Source organism: Mycobacterium sp. URHD0025 (assembly GCF_000426065.1).
Taxonomy (GTDB): domain Bacteria; phylum Actinomycetota; class Actinomycetes; order Mycobacteriales; family Mycobacteriaceae; genus Mycobacterium.
In genome coordinates, this window is record NZ_AUEQ01000008.1 from 463,582 (window position 1) to 483,823 (window position 20,242).

Sequence of the window (20,242 nt, forward strand, 5' to 3'; positions counted from 1 at the left end):
CTCAGATGTCGATTCCGCCGCGCTTGACCAGTTGCTTGGCGATCACGCCGCGCTGGATCTCGTTGGTTCCCTCGCCGACGATCATCAACGGTGCATCCCGGAAATAACGTTCGACGTCGTACTCGGTGGAATAGCCGTAGCCACCGTGGATCCGCACCGCGTTCAGCGCGATCTCCATCGCGGTCTCCGAGGCGAACAGCTTGGCCATGCCGGCCTCCATGTCGCAGCGGCCGCCGGCGTCGATCCGCTCTGCCGCGTCGAGCAACAGGCTGCGGGCGGCATAGAGCTTGGTGCCCATATCGGCCAGCATGTTGCCGACCGACTGGTGCTTCCAGATCGGCACCCCGAAACTCTCCCGGTCCTGGGCGTACTGCAGGGCGTCGTCGAAGGCGGCACGCGCGACACCAGTTGCCCTGGCCGCCACCTGGATTCGGCCGACCTCGAGGCCCTTCATCATCTGGGCGAAGCCGCGTCCCTCGACGCCGCCCAACAGGGCATCGACATCGACGTGACAGTCGACGAAATTGATCTCACAACTCTCGACGCCCTTGTATCCCAACTTCGGCAGGTCCTTCGAGACCGTGAAGCCGGGGACCTTCTCCACCAACAGGATTGACACACCCTTGTGGGCGGGGGAGGCGGCCGGATCGGTCTTACACAGCAGCGCGACGAGGCCGGCTTTGCGGGCATTGCTGATCCAGGTCTTCGACCCGTTGATCACATAGCCGGATGCGTCCTTCGTGGCGACCGTCCGCATGGCCTGCAGGTCGGAGCCGCCGCCGGGCTCGGTGAGGGCCATCGTCGCGCGCAGTTCACCGGTGGCCATCCGGGGCAGGTACTTCTGCTTTTGCTCCTCGGTGCCGAACTGCAGCAACAGCTTCGACACCACCGTGTGTCCGCCCATCGCGCCGGCCAGGCTCATCCAGCCGCGGGCGAGTTCCTCGGTGACCTGGGCGTAGCAGGGCATCGACACCGCGGCGAAGCCATAGGGTTCCGGGATCGCCAGCCCGAAGATGCCCATCTCCTTCATCGCCTCGATGAGCGCTTCCGGGTAGGTGTTCGCGTGCTCGAGCTCGCGGACCACGGGCCGGACCTGCTTGTCGACGAAGTCGCGGACGGTCTCGACGATGGCCTGCTCTTCGGCGGACAGGGTGATCACTTGCGGGTCCCTTCGACGTCTCTATGGAAAATATTCTATAGAGTTTGCGGCGCCAACGATGTGGCTGCTTGCGGCGGTGGCGTGGTCACCGGCCCCGCGGACCGACGCTCTCAAGTTCCGCATCGAAACTGCAGGCAGGGACAACGTCGGCGGCGTTTCTGTCCCTCAGTGCAATCTCGGTGCGGCACTCAACCCTTTGGTGTTCGCGTGAGTAACGCTGTGGCGAAGATCCATGCCGAGAATCGCCCCTGCGTTACTCACGGCGTTGCCCTGCAACCAGGGCAGGTCGCGGTGGCGGCGCGGCCGTATTCGCGTTCGACGTCGTAGGGGACCGGATCAAACGCATCCAGACATCGCGAAACCCCGACAAGCTCGCCCGGTGGATGTCAGATTCCGCCACTCGGAACGCGAAACCGTCCGCTGATGGTCAGTGTCAAATATCCGGTTCTGACCTGCATAAATGAAAGTGCCCCCGGCAGGATTCGAACCTGCGGCCTTCTGCTCCGGAGGCAGACGCTCTATCCCCTGAGCTACGGGGGCGCGGGCTGGATGCCAGCTGCGCCGATTGGGCTTGGATAGCGTAGCGCATAGGCGAGCGAATACGGATTCGGGGCGCGGGGACCCCAGACCATAGGATGGACCCTCGTGACCCCCGCCGACCTTGCAGAGCTGCTCAAGGCTACTGCCGCCGCAGTGCTCACCGAACACGACCTGGACACCGCCGCGTTGCCCGACACCGTCACGGTCGAGCGTCCCCGCAACCTCGAGCACGGCGACTACGCGACCAACCTCGCGCTGCAGCTCGGTAAGAAGGTCGGCGTCAATCCGCGCGAGCTGGCCGGCTGGCTGGCCACCGCGCTGACCGCGGCCGACGGTATCGCCGCCGCCGAGGTCGCCGGCCCGGGCTTCGTGAACCTGCGCATCGAGGCCTCCGCGCAGGGCGTCATCGTCACCAACGTGCTGTCCGCGGCGGACACGTACGGCAACTCCACCGAGCTGAACGAGAAGGTCAACCTGGAGTTCGTCTCGGCCAACCCGACCGGACCGATCCACATCGGCGGAACCCGCTGGGCTGCGGTGGGCGACGCGCTGGGCCGGCTGCTGACCACTCAGGGCGCCGATGTCACCCGCGAGTACTACTTCAACGACCACGGCGCCCAGATCGACCGGTTCGCCCGCTCATTGGTTGCCGCGGCCAAGGGGGAGCCGGCGCCCGAGGACGGCTACGCCGGTACCTACATCAACGACATCGCCGCGTCCGTGCTGGCCAAACGTCCCGACGCGATGAGCCTGCCCGCCGACGAGCAGCAGGAGACTTTCCGCGCGATCGGTGTGGACCTGATGTTCACCCACATCAAGGAATCGCTGCACGAGTTCGGCACCGACTTCGACGTGTACACCCACGAAGATTCGATGCACACCTCCGGCCGTGTCGACCAGGCCATCGCGAAGCTGCGCGAGACCGGCAACATCTACGAGAAGGACGGCGCAACCTGGTTGCGCACCACCGAGTTCGGTGATGACAAGGACCGTGTCGTCATCAAGAGCGACGGCAACGCGGCCTACATCGCCGGCGACCTGGCGTACTACCTCGACAAGCGCCAGCGCGGGTTCGACCTCTGCATCTACATGCTGGGCGCCGACCACCACGGCTACATCGCCCGGCTGAAGGCCGCCGCGGCCGCGCTCGGGGACAACCCGGACACCGTCGAGGTGTTGATCGGCCAGATGGTCAACCTGGTCCGCGACGGCCAGCCGGTGCGCATGAGCAAGCGCGCCGGCACCGTCATCACCCTCGACGATCTGGTCGAGGCCATCGGAGTCGACGCCTCCCGGTACTCGCTGATCCGCTCGTCGGTGGACACACCGATCGACATCGATCTGGCGCTGTGGTCCAGTGCGTCCAGCGAAAACCCGGTCTACTACGTGCAATACGCGCACGCACGACTGTCGGCGCTGGCCCGTAATGCCGCCGATCTGGGGGTCACCGCGGATACCGCTCACTTGGATCTGCTGACCCACGACAAAGAGGGCATCCTGATCCGCAACCTCGGCGAGTTCCCCCGGGTGCTCAAGACTGCTGCCGAACTGCGTGAACCACACCGGGTGTGCCGGTACCTGGAAGACCTGGCCGGCGACTACCACCGGTTCTACGACGCCTGCCGGGTGCTGCCGCAGGGCGATGAAGACCCAGGGGAGCTCAATTCCGCACGCCTGGCGCTGTGTGAAGCTACCCGGCAGGTGATTGCCAACGGCTTGGCCATCCTGGGTGTCACTGCCCCGGAGCGCATGTGAACGCGCACCCCACCGGCCCGCGACACGCCGAAGAGGTCCACCACCCCGGCGCGCCCGCCAAGCCGCAGAGCCCCGGCGAGATCATGCTGCTGGCGCCGAATGTATGGCCGCGCAACCTGATTCGTGGCGACGACGGTGTGGTCTCGATCGCCGGAGTGCCGGTCACGCAGTTGGCGGCCGAATACGGCACCCCGTTGTTCGTGATCGACGAGGACGATTTCCGGTCTCGCTGCCGCGACATCGCCGCGGCATTCGGTGGCGGTGAGCACGTGCATTACGCCTCCAAGGCGTTCCTGTGCACCGAGATCGCCCGTTGGGTCGACGCAGAAGGCCTCTCGCTCGACGTGGCGACCGGCGGTGAGCTGGCGGTGGCGCTGCGTGCCGAGTTCCCTCCGGAGCGAATCACGGTGCACGGCAACAACAAGTCGGTCGACGAGCTGACCGCGGCGGTCAAGGCCGGGGTCGGGCACATCGTCCTCGACTCCGAGATCGAGATCGAGCGTCTGGATGCGATCGCCGGAGCGGCCGGCATCGTCCAGGACGTGCTGGTGCGGGTCACGCCCGGCGTGGAGGCCCACACCCACGAGTTCATCTCCACCGCCCACGAGGACCAGAAGTTCGGCCTGTCACTGGCCAGTGGTGCAGCCATGGAAGCGGTACGCAAGGTATTCGCGACCGACAACCTGCGTCTGGTGGGTCTGCACAGTCACATCGGCAGCCAGATCTTCGACGTCGCCGGTTTCGAGGTCGCGGCTCACCGGGTGATCGGCCTGTTGCGCGACGTCGTCTCCGAGTTCGGTGTCGAGAAGACGTCGCAGATGTCCGTCATCGATCTCGGCGGTGGTCTGGGTATTTCCTATGTGCCGGACGATGATCCGCCGCCGATGAAGGAGCTGGCCGACAAGCTGCTGGCCATCGTGCGCAGCGAGTCCGAGGCCGTCGGTCTTCCCGCTCCCAAACTGGTTGTCGAGCCGGGCCGCGCCATCGCCGGTCCCGGCACCATCACGCTCTACGAAGTGGGAACCGTCAAAGATGTGGCGATCAGCGCCACCGCGCAGCGCCGCTATGTGAGTGTTGACGGTGGAATGAGCGACAACATCCGCCCCGCACTGTATGACGCCGAGTACGACGCCCGGCTGGTCTCCCGCGTCAGCGAGGCCCCGCCGGCTCTGGCTCGCATCGTCGGAAAGCACTGCGAGACGGGTGACATCGTCGTCCGTGACACCTGGGTATCCGATGACATCGCGCCGGGTGATCTGCTGGCGGTGGCGGCGACGGGCGCCTACTGCTACTCGATGTCGAGCCGGTACAACCTGCTGTGCCGTCCGGCCGTGGTGGCCGTGAAGGACGGCAAGACGCGGTTGGTGCTCCGTCGGGAGACCGTCGACGATCTTTTGAGCTTGGAGGTTGGTCAGTGAGTGAGAAGTCCATCGGCGTAGCTGTACTGGGCCTGGGTAACGTCGGCAGCGAAGTGGTGCGCATCATCGACGAGAGCGCCGCCGATCTCGCGGCGCGCATCGGCGCCCCGCTCGAGCTGCGCGGCATCGGTGTGCGGAATGTCTCCGGTGACCGTGGCGTGCCCAAGGATCTGCTGACCGACGACATCGTCGAGCTGGTGTCGCGCGACGACGTCGACATCGTGGTGGAGTTGATGGGCCCGGTGAAGCCGGCCCGCAAGGCCATCCTGGCCGCCCTGGAGCAGGGCAAGTCGGTGGTCACCGCCAACAAGGCGCTGATGGCTCAGTCCACCGGTGAGCTGGCTCAGGCCGCCGAAAAGGCGCGCGTCGACCTGTATTTCGAGGCCGCGGTGGCCGGCGCGATCCCCGTGATCCGCCCGCTGACCCAGTCGATGGCCGGTGACACCGTGCTGCGGGTGGCCGGCATCGTCAACGGCACCACCAACTACATCCTGTCCGAGATGGACAGCACCGGAGCCGATTACAGCTCGGCACTGGCCGACGCCAGTGCCTTGGGTTACGCCGAGGCCGATCCGACCGCCGATGTCGAGGGGTACGACGCCGCGGCCAAGGCGGCAATTCTGGCCTCGATCGCATTCCACACCAGGGTCACCGCCGACGACGTCTACCGCGAAGGCATCACCAAGGTCAGCTCGGCGGACTTCGAGTCCGCGCGAGCGCTGGGCTGCACCATCAAACTGCTGGCCATCTGCGAACGCCTCACCAGTGATGAAGGCAAGCAACGTGTTTCGGCGCGCGTCTATCCGGCGCTGGTGCCGCTGACGCACCCGCTGGCCGCGGTCAACGGTGCCTTCAACGCCGTGGTGGTCGAAGCCGAGGCGGCCGGCCGGCTGATGTTCTACGGCCAGGGTGCCGGGGGAGCGCCGACCGCGTCGGCCGTGATGGGTGACGTCGTGATGGCCGCGCGCAACCGGGTCCAGGGTGGCCGCGGTCCGCGCGAATCCAAGTACGCCAAGCTGCCGATCGCCCCGATCGGATTCATCCCCACCCGCTACTACGTCAACATGAACGTCTCGGACCGGCCCGGCGTGTTGTCGGCCGTGGCAGCCGAATTCGCCAAGCGCGAGGTCAGCATCGCCGAGGTGCGCCAGGAGGGCATGGTCGACGAGGGCGGGCAGCCGTGCGGCGCGCGCATCGTCGTGGTGACCCACCAAGCCACCGATGCCGCGCTCTCGGAAACCGTCGAGGCGCTGGCCGATCTCGACGTGGTGCAGACCATCAACAGCGTGCTGCGTATGGAAGGAACGAACGCATGAATCCCGGGACTCACCCAAAGACCAGCGCAGGGCCGGTGCACCGGCCCTGGCCGGGATTGATCGAGGCCTACCGCGATCGGCTGCCGGTCGGCGACAACTGGACGCCGATCACCCTGCTCGAGGGTGGCACGCCGCTGATCCATGCCAAGCGCCTCAGCGAACTCACCGGCTGCACAGTGCATCTCAAGGTCGAGGGGCTCAACCCGACCGGCTCGTTCAAGGACCGCGGCATGACCGTGGCAGTCACTGAGTCGCTGGCGCGTGGACAGCAGGCCGTCCTGTGCGCTTCGACCGGCAACACCTCGGCCTCGGCAGCGGCCTATGCCGCGCAGGCAGGCATCACCTGTGCGGTGCTGATCCCGCAGGGCAAGATCGCCATGGGCAAGCTGGCGCAGGCAGTGATGTACGGCGCCAAGATAATTCAGGTCGACGGCAACTTCGACGACTGCCTGGAGCTGGCACGCAAGATCACCGCGGATTTCCCGACCATCGCCCTGGTGAACTCGGTCAACCCCTACCGCATCGAGGGACAGAAGACCGCCGCGTTCGAGATCGTCGACGCGCTGGGCACCGCCCCGGACGTGCACGCGCTGCCGGTCGGCAACGCGGGCAACATCACCGCCTACTGGAAGGGCTACACCGAGTACCACCGCGACGGTCTGTCGGATCGGTTGCCGCGCATGCTCGGCACCCAGGCGGCAGGCGCTGCCCCGCTGGTGCTGGGTGAGCCGGTCAAGGAGCCCGAGACCATCGCCACCGCGATCCGGATCGGTTCGCCGGCATCGTGGTCCGGAGCGGTCGAGGCTCAGCAGCAGTCCAAGGGCAAGTTCCTGGCTGCCACCGACGACGAGATCCTCGCCGCCTACCACCTGATCGCCCGCAGTGAGGGCGTGTTCGTCGAGCCCGCGTCGGCGGCCAGCGTGGCGGGTCTGCTCAAGTCGATCGAGGACGGTTGGGTCAAGCGTGGCTCGACGGTGGTCTGCACGGTTACCGGGAACGGTCTGAAGGATCCCGACACCGCACTCAAGGACATGCCTACCGTCGCGGCACTGCCGGTCGATCCCGTCGCCGTGGTCGCCAAGCTCGGACTGGTCTGAGCCTGGTGAATCAGACCCTGCCCGCCGGGCTCACGGCCACCGCTGTCGTCGCAGCGTCCAGCGCCAACCTCGGCCCAGGTTTCGACAGCCTGGGGTTGGCGTTGAGCCTTTATGACGAGATCATCGTCGAGACAACCGAATCCGGCCTTCAGCTGGAAGTCGAGGGTGAGGGTGCAGGCCAGGTTCCGCTTGATGCGACGCATCTGGTGGTGCGGGCCATCGAGGCGGGGCTGGCGGCCACCGGCTACCGCGCTGCTGGTCTGATCGTGCGGTGCCGCAACGAGATTCCCCATTCGCGTGGGCTCGGCTCATCGGCAGCTGCTGTGGTCGGGGGTCTGGCTGTTGTCAATGGCCTTGTGGCGCAAGCGGGTTCGGATCCGATGAGCGCGGAGCAGCTGATCCAGCTGTCCAGTGACTTCGAAGGGCATCCTGACAATGCCGCCGCGGCAGTTCTCGGCGGAGCGGTGGTGTCCTGGACCGAGACCGATGCCGACGGACGCCCGCGCTACCGGGCGGCGCCGATCCGGGTCCATCCGGACATCCGCTTGTTCCCCGCCGTGCCGCAGCAGCGCTCTTCCACAGCCGAGACCCGCGCGGTGCTGCCGGAGCAGGTGAGCCATGTCGAGGCTCGGTTCAATGTCAGCCGCGCGGCCTTGCTGGTCGTGGCGTTGAGCGAGCGCCCGGACCTGCTGATGGCCGCCACCCAGGACGTGTTGCATCAGCCACAGCGTGCGGCGGCCATGCCGGCCTCCGCGGAATACCTGGGACTGCTACGGCGTTGTGGGGTTGCGGCAGTGTTGTCCGGGGCCGGACCTACGGTCCTCGGCCTCAGCTCTCAGGTGGGATTGCCTGATGAGGCCATGGATTACGGCACTGCCAACGGGTTCACCGTCAGGGAAATGTCGGTCGGAGCAGGCGTCCGCTGGACGTCGGGTGTGGCCGCCAGGAACTGACGATTGAACGGCGCGAGAAGAAGCAAACGCCACACGCCAAGCGTGCACGTTGCTTGATTACTTCATCAAAGCGAGATATTCTCGCTTTCGTCCAGCACTCGCAGGGTCTCTGCCTGCGTCGACACCAGGACGACCACCCAATCTTCTTGTGTTCTACTCGTGGACTGACGGTTCGCCGTGTATCGGCGAATCCTGGCGATCGCCGTTGCGCAGGCGACGGTGTGAGCTACGCGGTCAGCGGTTCAGCTGAACGCGCATCGACCTTTGGGGAACCCTCGCACCACATGATGAGCGAGGGAAAGAAAGGAAATCCGTGACAGATACGGACCTCTTCACGGCTGACAGCGCAAATGGCGCTGGGGATCTGCAGAACGCCGTGACATCTGAAAGCACTGCGACCGCTGACGCCACAACGCCGGCTGCTGCCTCTGCGCCCGGAACCGACACTGCGCGGCGCGCTTCGAGCGCCCGGCCCGCGTCGCTGTCGACCATGGTGCTGCCTGAGCTGCGAGCGCTGGCCAAGGAAATCGGTGTTGAAGGCGCGTCCGGTTTGCGCAAGAGTGAATTGATCGCAGCTATTCGCGCCCATCGCGGCGAGTCCAATGGTGCCACCCAGGCCACTCAACAAGCCGCCGACGTCCAACCGGACGCCGGTGCTGCTGAGCAGCCCGCTGCCCGTCGCCGTGAGCGTCGGGGTTCCTCGCGTCAGGCCGGCGCCCCGGTAGCCGACGCCGCTCCGGTGGCCGAGGCCGCCAAGGGCGACGCTGCCAAGGGCGACGCCGCCAAGGACAACGCCGCCAAGGACAACGCCGCCAAGAGCGAAGCGGCCACCGAGCCCGCCAAGGTTGAGGCGAAGTCGGACTCCGCTGCTGAGGCCGACACCAAGGACGCCAAGGCCGCGGCCGAGCCGCAGGAAAGGCCTGCCAAGCAGGACCGGCAGGACAAGCGCGACCGCCAGGACCGCCGCGAGAAGCGCGAGCAGGCCGACGGCGAGAACAAGCAGGCCGAAAACAAGCAGGCCGAGAACAAGCAGTCCGATAACAAGCAGGACGACAGGCGCGACCAGCGGCAGGACAAGGGTCAGGGCCGCGACCAGTCCGATCAGCAGGACAACCAGCAGAACCGGGGCGGTAACTCCTCGGGCAACAACGATGACGACGGCGATGGCGATGGCCGTCAGGGTCGCCGCGGTCGCCGGTTCCGCGACCGTGACCGTCGCCGCCGTGGAGAGCGTGGCGGCGAGGGCGGTAACGAGGCCGAGCTGCGCGAGGACGATGTCGTCCAGCCCGTCGCCGGAATCCTCGATGTCCTGGACAATTACGCGTTCGTCCGCACGTCGGGCTACCTGGCCGGACCGAACGATGTCTACGTCTCCATGAACATGGTGCGCAAGAACGGTCTGCGCCGTGGCGACGCGGTCACCGGTGCGGTCCGGGTTCCTCGCGAAGGTGAGGGCGGTGGCAACAATCCGCGGCAGAAGTTCAATCCGCTGGTGCGTCTGGACAGCGTCAACGGCGGTCCGGTCGAGGCGGCCAAGAACCGGCCCGACTTCACCAAGCTGACGCCGCTGTACCCGAATCAGCGGCTGCGGCTGGAGACCACGCCCGAGCGGCTGACCACCCGTGTCATCGACTTGATCATGCCGATCGGTAAGGGTCAGCGCGCCCTGATCGTGTCGCCGCCCAAGGCCGGCAAGACCACGATCATGCAGGACATCGCCAACGCGATCACCCGCAACAACCCGGAATGCCACCTCATGGTGGTGCTCGTCGACGAGCGTCCGGAAGAGGTCACCGACATGCAGCGTTCGGTGAAGGGCGAGGTCATCGCCTCGACCTTCGACCGTCCGCCGTCAGACCACACCCAGGCCGCCGAGCTGGCGATCGAGCGGGCCAAGCGCCTGGTCGAGCAAGGCAAAGATGTCGTCGTCCTGCTGGACTCGATCACCCGTCTGGGACGCGCGTACAACAACGCGTCGCCGGCCTCAGGTCGCATCCTGTCCGGTGGTGTGGACTCGACCGCGCTGTACCCGCCGAAGCGTTTCCTCGGCGCCGCGCGCAACATCGAGCACGGCGGCTCGCTGACCATCATCGCGACGGCCATGGTCGAGACCGGCTCGACCGGTGACACCGTGATCTTCGAGGAGTTCAAGGGCACCGGTAACGCCGAGCTCAAGCTGGACCGCAAGATCGCCGAGCGCCGGGTGTTCCCGGCTGTCGACGTCAACCCGTCGGGCACCCGCAAGGACGAGCTTCTGCTCTCCACCGACGAGTTTGCCGTCGTGCACAAGCTGCGCCGGGTGCTGTCCGGGCTGGACAGCCACCAGGCCATCGACCTGCTGATGAGCCAGCTGCGCAAGACCAAGACCAACTACGAGTTCCTGGTGCAGGTCTCCAAGACTGCCCCGGGCAACATGGACGTCGACTGACCGATATCGATCGCGCACAAGGCCCTCGCCATCCGGCGGGGGCCTTTTGCGTACGTGGTGTGATTACTCAACGTTGACTACCATGACGGCATGGCCCCCACGACAATCCCGCTGCTGCCCTGCACTGCACCGGAGCCGACCATCGAGTTCTATCGAGCCCTGGGTTTCGATACTTCCGCTCATCAGACGAAGCCCTATCTGCATCTGGCGTTCACGTTGGCCGGTATCGACCTGCACTTCAAAGAGCCCGCGCCGGGACTGAACGCCGCCGACGAACTATCCGGCGGGTGTCTGGTCATGGTCGACGAAGTCGCCAGTCATCACGCTGCCTTCACCGCCGGCTTGCGGGCCCACTACGACCGACTGCCGGTGTCCGGGCTCCCGAGAATCCGGCGGTTGCGGCCCAGGCAGAGCCGGTTCTGCCTGTACGACCCGTCGGGCAACTGTGTGGTGTTCATCCGGCGCGACGAGGCGTCGATCACCTACGGCGGCTCACGGTTGCTGTCCGGACTGGCGAAAGCACTCGACAACGTCGCCATCTTTCGGGACTTCAAGGAAGATGACGTGCTCGCGGCCCGGGCACTCGATACGGCGCTGAGCAGGTACCGCGACACCGCACCGCGAATCGATCTGGCCAGGGCGCTGGCCGACCGGATCGAGCTCGCCATTGCTCTCGGCGACGACGAGACCGCCGATTCCGTTCGCGCCGAGCTGGATTCGATGTTCATGACGCCGGCTGAGCGTGATGCGGTGGCACTTGAACTGCAAGCGATCACGGATCTTCAGCGGTGGCTGGCGTAGCCGCGCCGACGGTCCGGTTGCTGGTCCTGGGCGTGGTGCGCATGCTCGGCGAGGCGCACGGTTACGCGGTGCACCAGGAGCTGATGTCGTGGCGCGTGGACACCTGGACGGCGGTCAAGCCACCGTCGATCTACCACGCGGTCAAACAGCTTGAGCGCGAGGACAAGCTACGGGCGGTGCGGTCGGAGGCCGGTTCTCGCGGGCCCGCCCGCACGGTCTATGCCGTCACCGACTCCGGGGACACCGAATTCTTCGGACTGCTGGAGGCCGCGCTGGTGAGTCCTGATATCGAAGAACTCGGAGCCGGCATCGCCTTCATGTGCAGCCTGCCGCGGCGTCGGGTCGCCGAATTGCTGGCTCGACAACTGACCGTCAGCCGCGAGATCACCGGGGAACTGCAGGCCATGAAGCCCCAGTGGCCCGATCCCGAACAGCCCCCACACGCGCACCATCTGCTCGACCTGTGGAGTGGTGTGTTCGGGGCCAACGCGCGATGGACCGAGGCGATGCTGGGCCGAGTGCGGGCCGGCGAATTCAGGTTCGCCGGCGAAGCTCAAGGACCCGCATCGCCTTTCAAGCCCGGCATCACATAGCGCCGAACATGGGCCAGCACGGCGTCACCGTCGTTGGGGTCCAGCGTGTTGCCGGGTACGGTTGCCAGCGAGATCACCACTCGGGCAATCCATTCCGATGCCTCTGCAGTGTCGATGTCGCTGCGGACCTCACTGCGATCGCGGGCAGCGACAACGTAACGCGACCAGAATTCTGCGAGGTCGGGGACCAAGCCCTGTACGCCGGCCCCTGCGCACGCGGCGAATTCCTCGGGTTCGTCGGTGCGGAGTTTCATCAACACCGCGCCGGGGTCGTCGTATGCCCGCAGGCCGTTGCCGACGCCCCAGGCCATCTGGCGATCCAGCCCGTCGATCTGCTCGAGCATGGCATGCGCCTCCGACCAGAAGGTGTCGTTGAGGCGCACGATCACCGCGCCGAGCAGCGTCACCTTGTCCGGAAAGTGGCGATAGAGCCATCCGCGGGAAACGCCTGCGGCCTCGGCCACCTCGGAGACTGTGGTCGCCCGTATGCCCTTGGTTCGCAGACACTCCTCTGCGGCGTCGAGCAGTCGGTCGCGCACGCTGCGGGGGGTCGTGGTGCTGGTCAACTGTCGTTTCTCCTGGACCTGGGGTGGACTGCGAGCGGATCAGGTACATGATTCTGCCAAGGACGTCTCTTGTCGTGCCACGCCATGGTAGACAGTTTTGTCAATCTGTTCACTAGCCTTGGGGATCATCGGATGGCCGAAACGCTGCAGCAGTTGCTCCGCGAGCGCGAAAAAGTCGACACGGTCGCCGTCAAGTACGGCGAACGTACGTGGACCTGGCGCGAGCATATCGCCGAAGCGAAGGCCCAGGCGGCGACGTTGATCGGCATGACCGATCCGCAGCGTCCACTGCATGTCGGCACGCTGCTGGGCAACACGCCCGACATGCTCACCGCGCTGGCGGCGGCGGCGCTCGGCGGCTACGTGCTGTGCGGCATAAACAACACCCGTCGGGGCGATGCGCTGGCCCGCGATATCGCCCGGGTGGAGTGCCAGATCGTGCTCGTGGATCCGCAGCACCGTGAGCTGCTCGACGGTGTCGACCTTCCCGGCGTCACCGTCGTCGATGTGTCAGAGGCGGCGTGGTCACCGCAGGAACTCGTCCCGCATCGTGAGGTGGGGCCCGATGACACCTTCATGATGATCTTCACTTCGGGGACCAGCGGCGAGCCCAAGGCCGTCGAGGTGGCGCATTCCATCGTGTTGTTCTCGGCCGCGGCGTTGGTGCAGCGCTACGGCCTCACCGAGGCGGACACCTGTTACCTGGCCATGCCGCTGTTCCACTCGAACGGTGTGTACGCGGGATGGGGTGTTGCGCTCGGATCCGGCGCGGCCATGGCACCCGCGCAGTTCTCGGCCTCCGGCTTCCTTCCGGACATCCGGCGCTACGGCGTCACGTACATGAACTACGTCGGCAAGCCGCTGGCCTATATCCTCGCCACTCCCGAGCAGGCCGACGATCACGACAACCCGCTGCGGGTGGCTTTCGGCAACGAGGCCGCCGACCGTGACATCGATGAATTCAGCCGCCGGTTCGGCTGCAGTGTGTGGGACGGTTTCGGCTCGACCGAACTGGCGATCATCATCACCCGCTCCGAAGGCACGCCGGCCGGCAGCGTCGGCCAGGGATTCCCGGGGGTCGCCATCTACGACCCGGAGACCGTCACCGAATGCGAGGTCGCGACATTCGACGACACCGGTGCCCTGGTCAACGCCGATGCCGCCATCGGAGAGCTGGTCAACACCAACGGCAGCGGGATGTTCCGCGGCTACCACAACGATCAGGGCGCGACCGATGAACGGCTGCGGCACGGCATGTACTGGTCGGGGGACCTGGCCTACCGCGATGCCGATGGTTGGATCTACCTGGCCGGCCGCACCGCGGACTGGATGCGGGTGGACGGCGAGAACCTCACCGCGGCCCCGATCGAGCGAATCCTGTTACGCCAGCCGGTGATCAGTCGCGTGGCGGTCTATCCGGTGCCCGACGAATTCGTCGGAGACCAGGTGATGGCGGCCATCGTGCTGCGCGACGGTCAGCGCCTCACACCGGACGGGCTCACCGAGTTCCTCGCCGCTCAGCCGGACCTTTCGCCAAAGGCCTGGCCACGGTACATCTGGCTCGCCGACGATCTGCCCAGCACCGCGACCAACAAGATCCTCAAGCGTGAGCTGGTGGCCCTCGGCGCCGATCCGGCCGGGCGGGTGCTGTGGAAGCGGGACGGCACGGTCTACACGCAAATTTGACGGAGCTGTCGCCGGCACCGGCCAGGGAATAGGCCCCGGTCGTCGGGCGTTTAGGAGGTTGGCGGTTGACCTGGCATAATGGACCGCCGACCCTCGGTCCCGGTTCACGTCCATCCGAATTGCGGGCGACCCGGGCCAACGATTGAAGAGGAACCCATGAAAACAGGCATTCATCCTGAGTATGTCGAGACCACGGTGCACTGTGGTTGCGGCAATACCTTCAGCACCCGTAGCACCAAGCAGAGCGGCCAGATCGTGGTCGAGGTCTGCTCGCAGTGCCACCCGTTCTACACCGGCAAGCAGAAGATCCTCGACAGTGGCGGCCGCGTGGCCCGCTTCGAGAAGCGGTACGGCAAGCGCAAGCCTGCCGGCGATCAGGCTGCCGCAGCCGACAAGTAGCTACGTCAACAGCGCCCGATCTGTCGCATTCGCGTCAGATCCGGGCGCTGTTCTCGTTTCACGGCGGATTTCGGGAAGGAGCGAACAGTGACCGGCACTGATACGGCCCCGGCGATCGAGGCGTTGCTGGCTGAGCATGCCGACCTCGAGCGCCAACTGTCCGACCCCAACCTGCACGCCGACGCCGCAGCTGCCCGGAAGGTGGGTCGGCGGTTCGCCCAGATCTCGCCCGTCGTCGGGACCTACCGCAAGCTGGAGACCGCCCGCGGTGACCTCGAGGCTGCCCGCGAACTCGCCGCCGACGACGCCAGCTTCGCCGCCGAGGTGGACGAGCTGAGCGCCAAGGTCGCCGAACTCGACGCCCAGCTGACCGATCAGTTGGCACCCCGCGACCCGCACGATGCCGATGACATCGTGCTGGAGGTCAAGTCCGGGGAAGGCGGGGAGGAATCGGCACTGTTCGCCGCTGACCTGGCCCGGATGTACATCCGGTACGCCGAGCGTCACGGCTGGACCGTCACGGTGCTCGACGAGACGTGGTCGGACCTCGGCGGTTACAAGGACGCCACCATCACCATCGCGAGCAAGGGCGACTCGGCCGACGGCGTGTGGTCGCGGATGAAGTTCGAGGGTGGTGTGCATCGCGTTCAGCGGGTGCCCGTCACCGAATCCCAGGGCCGGGTGCACACCTCGGCCGCAGGCGTCCTGGTCTATCCCGAGCCCGAAGATGTCGAGGCTGTCCAGATCGACGAATCCGATCTGCGCATCGACGTCTACCGGTCCTCGGGCAAGGGCGGACAGGGCGTGAACACGACCGACTCCGCGGTGCGCATCACGCACCTGCCCACCGGCATCGTGGTCACGTGCCAGAACGAGCGGTCCCAGCTGCAGAACAAGGCCCGGGCCATGGTCGTGCTCGCCGCTCGGCTGCAGGCACTGGCCGAAGAGCAGGCGTCGGCCGACGCATCGGCCGACCGGGCCAGCCAGATCCGCACGGTGGATCGCAGTGAACGGATCCGCACCTACAACTTTCCCGAGAACCGGATCGCGGACCACCGCATCAACTTCAAGGCGCACAACCTCGACCAGGTGCTCGACGGGGACATGGACGCGCTGCTCGACGCGCTGGGCGCCGCCGACAAACAGGCCCGGCTGCAGCAGCAGGCATGACACGCCTGCGGCAGGCGGTCGCGGCGGCAGCAGCACGGTTGGCCGCCGCCGGCATCGCCTCCCCGCGCATCGACGCCGAACTACTGGCCGCGCACGTCCTGGGTGTCGACCGCGGCCGGCTGATGTTTCTCGACGATCCCGATGAACGGTTCGAGCAGGCCTACGACGAGCTCGTCGCCGCCCGGTCTCGCCGGGTTCCCCTGCAACACCTGGTCGGGACCGCGCCGTTCGGCCCGTTGACACTCACGGTCGGGCCCGGCGTGTTCATTCCGCGCCCGGAGACCGAGGCGCTGCTCGAATGGGCCTGTGTACGACAGCTTCCCGACAATCCGTTGATCGTCGACCTGTGCACGGGTTCGGGCGCGTTGGCGTTGGGGCTGGCCACCCGGTGGCCAGACGCCCGGGTGCTCGCCGTGGAGAACTCGCCCACCGCCCTGGAATTTGCCCGGCGCAACGCGGCGGGGACCCGTGTCGAGATACTGGACGCCGACGTCACCGCGCCCGGTCTGCTGCCCGAACTCGATGCCACGGTGGACCTGCTGGTCTCCAACCCGCCCTACATCCCGGAGGCCGCGGAACTGGAACCCGAAGTGGCCCAACATGATCCCGCAGTCGCGTTGTTCGGCGGCCCCGACGGGATGTCGGTGATCCGGCCGATCGTCGCGCTGGCCGCCCGCTGGTTGCGCGACGGGGCGTTATGCGCCGTCGAGCACGACGACACCACGTCCGGGCTGTCGGTCGACACATTCGAGCGCGACGGGCATTTCACCGAGGTCACCGCGCGCCGTGACCTCGCAGGGCGACCCCGCTTTGTGACGGCGACCCGGATTGGGAGAAGCTGAGTTGATGCGCGCACCGACCGGGGAGCCGACATGACCATCTTCGATTGCACCGACGCCGATCAGCGTGCGACCGGTATCGCGTCAGCGATCAGCGCTGTCAAGGGTGGCCGCCTCGTGGTGATGCCGACCGACACCGTCTATGGCATCGGTGCCGACGCGTTCGACTCCGAGGCGGTAGGTGCGCTGCTGGCCGCCAAGGGCCGGGGCCGCAACATGCCGGTCGGGGTGTTCGTCGGTTCGTGGAACACCATCGATGGGCTGGTCTATTCGGTGCCCGCGGCCGCCCGCGAACTGATCCGCGCATTCTGGCCCGGTGCACTGAGTCTCGTGGTTACGCAGGCGCCGTCACTGCAGTGGGATCTCGGGGACGCCAACGGCAGCGTCATGCTCCGGATGCCGCTGCACCCGGTGGCCATCGAGTTGCTGCGGGAGGTGGGTCCCATGGCACAGTCCAGCGCCAACGTCTCGGGCCGGCCCGCCGCGGTGACCGCGGCCGAGGCTCACGAGCAACTCGGCGACAAGGTCGAGGTCTATCTCGATGGTGGACCCGCCGAACAACAGGCCGCGTCCACCATCGTCGACCTCACCGGCGACCAGCCACGCATCCTTCGGACCGGCCCGATCAGCGCGGCGGACATCGCTAGGGTCGTCGGCGTGGAAACATCCACGCTCACAACAACACCTACGGAGTGATCTCAGCTTGCTGCAGTACGGTTCACCGGTGATGTCGGCCGGTGACGCAGTGATCCCCGCAGTCAATACCGGCCTCCTCGCGCTGTCGGACCGGGGCGCCGGTGTGCCGCTCCGTGAGCTGGCTCTGGTCGGGCTGACGGCCGCCATCATCACCTACTTCGCCACGGGTTGGGTGCGTGTGGTGGCGATCCGGCTCGGCGCCGTGGCCTATCCCCGTGAACGCGATGTCCATGTGCACCCCATTCCGCGGATGGGCGGCCTGGCGATGTACATCGGGGTCGCCGCCGCGGTACTGCTGGCCTCTCAGCTGCCGGCATTGACCCGGGGATTCGTCTACTCGACCGGTATGCCGGCGGTGGTGGTGGCCGGCGGGCTGATCATGGCCATCGGGCTGATCGACGACCGCTGGGGCCTGGATGCGCTGACGAAGTTCGCCGGGCAGATCACCGCGGCCAGCGTTCTGGTCACGATGGGTGTGGCGTGGAGCGTGCTCTACATCCCGTTCGGGGGAGTGGGCACCATCGTCCTCGACCAGGTGTCCTCGATCCTGCTGACGCTCGCGCTCACGGTGTCGATCATCAACGCCATGAACTTCGTCGACGGGCTCGACGGCTTGGCGGCAGGCCTGGGCCTCATCACCGCCCTGGCCATCTGCGTGTTCTCGGTGGGGCTGCTGCGCGATCACGGCGGCGACGTCCTGTTCTACCCGCCGGCGGTGATCTCGGTGGTGCTCGCGGGTGCCTGCCTGGGTTTCCTGCCGCACAACTTCCACAAGGCCAAGATCTTCATGGGCGACTCCGGGTCCATGCTGATCGGTCTCATGCTGGGAGCGGCGTCGACGACGGCTGCGGGGCCGATCTCGCAGAACGCCTACGGCGCCCGCGACGTGTTCGCGCTGATGTCGCCGTTCCTGCTGGTGATCGCCGTGATGCTGGTGCCGGCGCTGGACACGTTGCTGGCCATCGTGCGGCGCACCCGGGCCGGCCGCAGCCCGCTCAGTCCCGACAAGATGCATCTGCATCACCGGTTGCTGCAGATCGGGCACTCGCATCGACGTGCCGTGCTGCTGATCTACCTATGGGTCGGAATCATCGCGTTCGGCGCGGCAGCGACGATTTTCTTCGATCCCCGCTATACCGGAGCGGTCGTCGCGGCGGCCATTCTGGTGGCGATCGTGGTGACTCTGATTCCGCTGTTGCAACGGGGAAGCGAAGCCTCCGAGGACGAGCGCGAAGCGAAGTACGACGAAAAGTAGTAGGCCACGTTTAGGGGTGCCTACCATGTGTTAGGGTGCTGCCAGAACCCGAAAAACCTCGCGGGTTGCCGGCCCGGCCCATCGGTTCGACGAACCGTCAGGTGCCGATCCACGACCGACAAAGGGAGCTACCCCGTGGGTGATTCGAGCCCGCCCGCAGCCCTCCGATATTCTCGGCGGGAATGCACAGGGTTTTGCCAGGGGATAGCGGCCGTTGGCATCTCCGTGGGTGCAGTTTTTCGTGACAGCGGGATTGGGGTGAAGCAGTGACGACGCCAGCGCAAGACGCGCCGTTGGTGTTCCCGTCGGTGGCCTTCCGGCCGCTGCGTCTCCTGATCGTTTGCGTCGTTCTGACCGCGCTGGCCGTCGTGGCCGCCGGATTCACCGGACACATTTTCTTCGGCGTCTTCTTCGGTGTCGGCCTGGCCCTCGGCTTGGTCAACGCCTTGCTGGTGCGCCGGGCCGTCGAATCGATCACGGCCGAAGACCACCCGCTGAAGAAGAAGATGGCCGTGAACTCCGCGAGTCGGTTGCTGATCATCACCGCGATCGCGCTCGGCATCGCATTTGTCTTCAAAACCTCGGGCGGCATCGCGGTGCTGTTCGGGCTGGCGATTTTCCAGGCTCTGCTGGTGATGAGCACCAGCATCCCCGTGCTGCGGAAGATCCGCTCGAACGGCCTGGATGTCTTGGATACGGAATCGAAGGGTTGAGCTGACCTATATGTCTCAGACGACGACCGTGCTCGCTGCCGAAGAGGGTGGCGCCGCCATCCACGTCGGCCACCACACGATGGTGTTCGAGCTGTTCGGGATGACGTTCAACGGTGACACCATCCTGGCCACCGCGGTCACCGCGGTGATCGTGATCGCGCTGGCATTCGTGCTTCGCGCGATGGTCACCTCGACCGGCGTGCCGGGCGGTGTGCAGCTGTTCTGGGAGGCCCTGACCATCCAGATGCGCGGCCAGATCGAGGCCGCGATCGGCATGAAGGTCGCGCCGTTCGTGCTGCCGCTGTCGGTGACGATCTTCGTCTTCATCCTGGTGTCCAACTGGTTGTCTGTGCTGCCGCTGCAGTACGGCGGACCCGACGGCGCAGCGGCCGAGTGGTACAAGCCGCCGGCCTCCGACATCAACTTCGTGCTCGCGCTGGCCCTGTTCGTGTTCGTCTGCTACCACGCGGCCGGCATCTGGCGGCGCGGCATCATCGGCCACCCGGTCAAGGTGCTCAAGGGGCACGTCCCCGCGCTGCTGCCGATCAACATCGTCGAGGAACTCGCCAAGCCGATCTCGCTGGCCCTCCGTCTTTTCGGCAACATCTTCGCCGGCGGCATCCTCGTTTCGCTGATCGCGATGTTCCCCTGGTACATCCAGTGGGCACCCAACGCGATCTGGAAGACCTTCGACTTGTTCGTCGGCCTGATCCAGGCCTTCATCTTCTCGCTGCTGACGATCCTGTACTTCAGCCAGTCGATGGAGTTGGACCATGACGAGCACTGAGCACGACAAACCGGATTACTGAGCTCTAACAACTGCACCACACGAACTCCTGGCGGCGCAGCCACCAGTTA

18 protein-coding genes and 1 tRNA gene are annotated in these 20,242 nt (G+C 66.3%); 16 read left to right on the forward strand and 3 right to left on the reverse strand.

Going from position 1 to position 20,242, the window contains the following annotated elements:
* Position 1: 1 nt before the first annotated feature.
* Complete coding sequence (locus H977_RS0112520) at positions 2-1,159, reverse strand: acyl-CoA dehydrogenase family protein (RefSeq protein WP_196808222.1); 1,158 nt, start codon at positions 1,157-1,159, stop codon at positions 2-4.
* Positions 1,160-1,626: 467 nt separating this feature from the next.
* A tRNA-Arg gene (locus tag H977_RS0112525) sits at positions 1,627-1,699 on the reverse strand.
* Between the two features lie 105 nt (positions 1,700-1,804).
* Here H977_RS0112525 and argS point away from each other — a divergent pair.
* From argS to H977_RS33010, 8 genes are all read left to right on the forward strand, one after another.
* On the forward strand, positions 1,805-3,454 hold the full coding sequence (gene argS, locus H977_RS0112530; protein ID WP_029108194.1) for an arginine--tRNA ligase: 1,650 nt from the start codon (positions 1,805-1,807) through the stop codon (positions 3,452-3,454).
* 83 nt (positions 3,455-3,537) lie between these two features.
* Positions 3,538-4,872: a diaminopimelate decarboxylase gene (gene lysA / locus H977_RS0112535; RefSeq protein ID WP_196808229.1), complete on the forward strand. Its 1,335-nt coding sequence runs from the start codon at positions 3,538-3,540 to the stop codon at positions 4,870-4,872.
* A complete protein-coding gene (locus H977_RS0112540; protein ID WP_029108196.1) occupies positions 4,869-6,188 on the forward strand; it encodes a homoserine dehydrogenase in 1,320 nt (439 codons plus the stop codon). The genes lysA and H977_RS0112540 overlap by 4 nt, the downstream gene beginning before the upstream one ends.
* The gene (gene thrC / locus H977_RS0112545) at positions 6,185-7,285 is read left to right on the forward strand and encodes a threonine synthase (protein WP_036475752.1); all 1,101 of its coding nucleotides are present in this window, start codon (positions 6,185-6,187) and stop codon (positions 7,283-7,285) included. Before H977_RS0112540 ends, thrC begins: the two co-directional genes overlap by 4 nt.
* 5 nt (positions 7,286-7,290) lie before the next feature.
* A complete protein-coding gene (thrB, locus tag H977_RS0112550) occupies positions 7,291-8,238 on the forward strand; it encodes a homoserine kinase (RefSeq protein ID WP_029108198.1) in 948 nt (315 codons plus the stop codon).
* 313 nt (positions 8,239-8,551) lie between these two features.
* Positions 8,552-10,666, forward strand: a complete 2,115-nt coding sequence (rho, locus tag H977_RS0112555) for a transcription termination factor Rho (RefSeq protein ID WP_029108199.1) — start codon at positions 8,552-8,554, stop codon at positions 10,664-10,666.
* Positions 10,667-10,756: 90 nt separating this feature from the next.
* Entirely contained in the window at positions 10,757-11,467 is a 711-nt protein-coding gene (locus tag H977_RS0112560) for a DUF8817 family protein (protein WP_029108200.1), read from the forward strand.
* The gene (locus H977_RS33010; protein ID WP_036475754.1) at positions 11,455-12,060 is read left to right on the forward strand and encodes a PadR family transcriptional regulator; all 606 of its coding nucleotides are present in this window, start codon (positions 11,455-11,457) and stop codon (positions 12,058-12,060) included. The genes H977_RS0112560 and H977_RS33010 overlap by 13 nt, the downstream gene beginning before the upstream one ends.
* On the opposite strand, the gene H977_RS0112570 is transcribed toward H977_RS33010, so the two are convergent.
* Positions 12,021-12,626 (reverse strand): TetR/AcrR family transcriptional regulator, encoded by a 606-nt coding sequence (locus H977_RS0112570; RefSeq protein WP_029108201.1) that lies wholly within the window; start codon positions 12,624-12,626, stop codon positions 12,021-12,023. The genes H977_RS33010 and H977_RS0112570 overlap by 40 nt on opposite strands.
* Before the next feature lie 132 nt (positions 12,627-12,758).
* Between H977_RS0112570 and fadD1 the strand changes: the two genes are divergently transcribed.
* The 8 genes from fadD1 (at position 12,759) to atpB (ending at position 20,171) form a co-directional block, all read left to right on the forward strand.
* Entirely contained in the window at positions 12,759-14,312 is a 1,554-nt protein-coding gene (gene fadD1, locus H977_RS0112575) for a fatty-acid--CoA ligase FadD1 (RefSeq protein WP_029108202.1), read from the forward strand.
* Positions 14,313-14,468: 156 nt separating this feature from the next.
* Complete coding sequence (rpmE, locus tag H977_RS0112580; RefSeq protein WP_029108203.1) at positions 14,469-14,711, forward strand: 50S ribosomal protein L31; 243 nt, start codon at positions 14,469-14,471, stop codon at positions 14,709-14,711.
* 87 nt (positions 14,712-14,798) lie between these two features.
* A complete protein-coding gene (gene prfA, locus H977_RS0112585) occupies positions 14,799-15,881 on the forward strand; it encodes a peptide chain release factor 1 (protein WP_029108204.1) in 1,083 nt (360 codons plus the stop codon).
* Entirely contained in the window at positions 15,878-16,723 is an 846-nt protein-coding gene (gene prmC, locus H977_RS0112590) for a peptide chain release factor N(5)-glutamine methyltransferase (protein WP_029108205.1), read from the forward strand. Before prfA ends, prmC begins: the two co-directional genes overlap by 4 nt.
* A 30-nt stretch (positions 16,724-16,753) precedes the next feature.
* Positions 16,754-17,416 (forward strand): L-threonylcarbamoyladenylate synthase, encoded by a 663-nt coding sequence (locus H977_RS0112595; RefSeq protein WP_029108206.1) that lies wholly within the window; start codon positions 16,754-16,756, stop codon positions 17,414-17,416.
* 10 nt (positions 17,417-17,426) lie between these two features.
* Positions 17,427-18,671 (forward strand): glycosyltransferase family 4 protein, encoded by a 1,245-nt coding sequence (locus H977_RS0112600; RefSeq protein WP_502691168.1) that lies wholly within the window; start codon positions 17,427-17,429, stop codon positions 18,669-18,671.
* A gap of 266 nt (positions 18,672-18,937) precedes the next feature.
* On the forward strand, positions 18,938-19,384 hold the full coding sequence (locus tag H977_RS0112605) for an ATP synthase subunit I (RefSeq protein ID WP_029108208.1): 447 nt from the start codon (positions 18,938-18,940) through the stop codon (positions 19,382-19,384).
* Positions 19,385-19,394: 10 nt separating this feature from the next.
* Positions 19,395-20,171, forward strand: coding sequence for a F0F1 ATP synthase subunit A (gene atpB / locus H977_RS0112610; RefSeq protein ID WP_029108209.1), 777 nt, complete (start codon positions 19,395-19,397; stop codon positions 20,169-20,171).
* Positions 20,172-20,242 lie beyond the last annotated feature (71 nt).

Excerpts from the sequence above, each read along its gene's own strand:
- H977_RS0112595 (WP_029108206.1), top strand. The coding sequence starts at position 16,754 with ATGACCATCTTCGATTGCACCGACGCCGATCAGCGTGCGACCGGTATC.
- H977_RS0112560 (WP_029108200.1), top strand. The coding sequence starts at position 10,757 with ATGGCCCCCACGACAATCCCGCTGCTGCCCTGCACTGCACCGGAGCCG.
- atpB (WP_029108209.1), top strand. The coding sequence starts at position 19,395 with ATGTCTCAGACGACGACCGTGCTCGCTGCCGAAGAGGGTGGCGCCGCC.
- thrC (WP_036475752.1), top strand. The coding sequence starts at position 6,185 with ATGAATCCCGGGACTCACCCAAAGACCAGCGCAGGGCCGGTGCACCGG.
- fadD1 (WP_029108202.1), top strand. The coding sequence starts at position 12,759 with ATGGCCGAAACGCTGCAGCAGTTGCTCCGCGAGCGCGAAAAAGTCGAC.
- lysA (WP_196808229.1), top strand. The coding sequence starts at position 3,538 with ATGCTGCTGGCGCCGAATGTATGGCCGCGCAACCTGATTCGTGGCGAC.
- prmC (WP_029108205.1), top strand. The coding sequence starts at position 15,878 with ATGACACGCCTGCGGCAGGCGGTCGCGGCGGCAGCAGCACGGTTGGCC.
- rpmE (WP_029108203.1), top strand. The coding sequence starts at position 14,469 with ATGAAAACAGGCATTCATCCTGAGTATGTCGAGACCACGGTGCACTGT.